We start from the raw sequence: 1189 nt of genomic DNA on the forward strand, positions 1-1189 counted from the left end.
TCGATGAACTTCGACCTGTCGATTTTTGAATGTCTGATGCCGTTGTCCCGGGGGGGGGCGATTCATCTGGTGGATGATGCCCTGTCATTGATGCAGCAGGCTTTGCCGGTGAGCTTACTCAACTCAGTCCCGTCTGCCATGAAACCGTTATTGCAGGCACAGGCGCTGATGGCGTCGGTTCAGACGGTCAATCTGGCCGGTGAACCGCTGAAACGGGCCTTAATTGAACAGATTTTCGAAGAAACGCAGATACAGCGGTTATGTAATCTCTATGGGCCTTCGGAAACGACAACCTATTCCACCTGGCTGTCGATACAGCGGGGAGAACGGATTGTTGAGAGTATCGGGCGTCCGATAGCCAACACCCGTCTTTACCTGCTGGACGAGTACGGTCAGCCGGTGCCACTGGGGGTGGTGGGTGAGATTTACATTGGGGGCGCGGGGGTGGTGCGCGGTTACCTCAATCGCCCGGATTTGACTGCGGAACGTTTCCTTATCGATCCGTTCAGTGATAAACCGGGCGCCCGCATGTATCGTACCGGGGATCTGGCCCGCTACCTGCCGGAGGGCAATCTGGAGTTCCTGGGCCGTAACGACCATCAGGTTAAAATCCGTGGTTTCAGGATAGAGCCGGGGGAAATTGAAGCCCGGTTGGTAGAACACCCGGCGGTGAATGAAGCGGTGGTACTGGCGCTGGGAGAAGGGCAGGAAAAACGGCTGGTGGCTTATGTGGCGGCGGAAGCCCATGAGGGGCTGGTCAACAGTCTGCGTACTCACCTGAATGCGATTTTACCGGATTATATGGTGCCGTCGGCCTTTGTGCGGCTGGATGTGTTGCCGTTGACCCCTAACGGTAAGTTGGATCGTCAGGCGCTGCCGGCCCCGGACAGTGAGGCGTTTGCCCGTCAGGTCTATGCGGCGCCGGAGGGGGAGACAGAAACCACCCTGGCGGCGATTTGGTGTGAGTTGCTGGGGATTGACCAGATCAGCCGGCACGATAATTTCTTTGCTTTGGGGGGCCATTCGTTGCTGGCGGTACGGATGATAAACCGGGTAGCGGCGTTAGGTATTGAACTGCCGCTGACCACCCTGTTTACGTCTCCTACTTTGATGGCTTTTGCTGAGGTCATGGCGGCCCGGTCTGGTCAACAGAACGCTAGCCTGCCGGCCATTCTGCCGATATCCCGCG

General features: G+C 57.4%; 1 protein-coding gene. It reads left to right on the top strand.

Features of this window, described 5'->3' with window-relative positions:
• Positions 1-36: 36 nt before the first annotated feature.
• Positions 37-1189 (top strand): non-ribosomal peptide synthetase (locus AM629_RS21150; RefSeq protein WP_338049420.1); only part of this gene is annotated, 1153 nt, incomplete at its 3' end.

The sequence above is a fragment of the Photorhabdus heterorhabditis genome, assembly GCF_001280945.1.
GTDB lineage: Bacteria > Pseudomonadota > Gammaproteobacteria > Enterobacterales > Enterobacteriaceae > Photorhabdus > Photorhabdus heterorhabditis.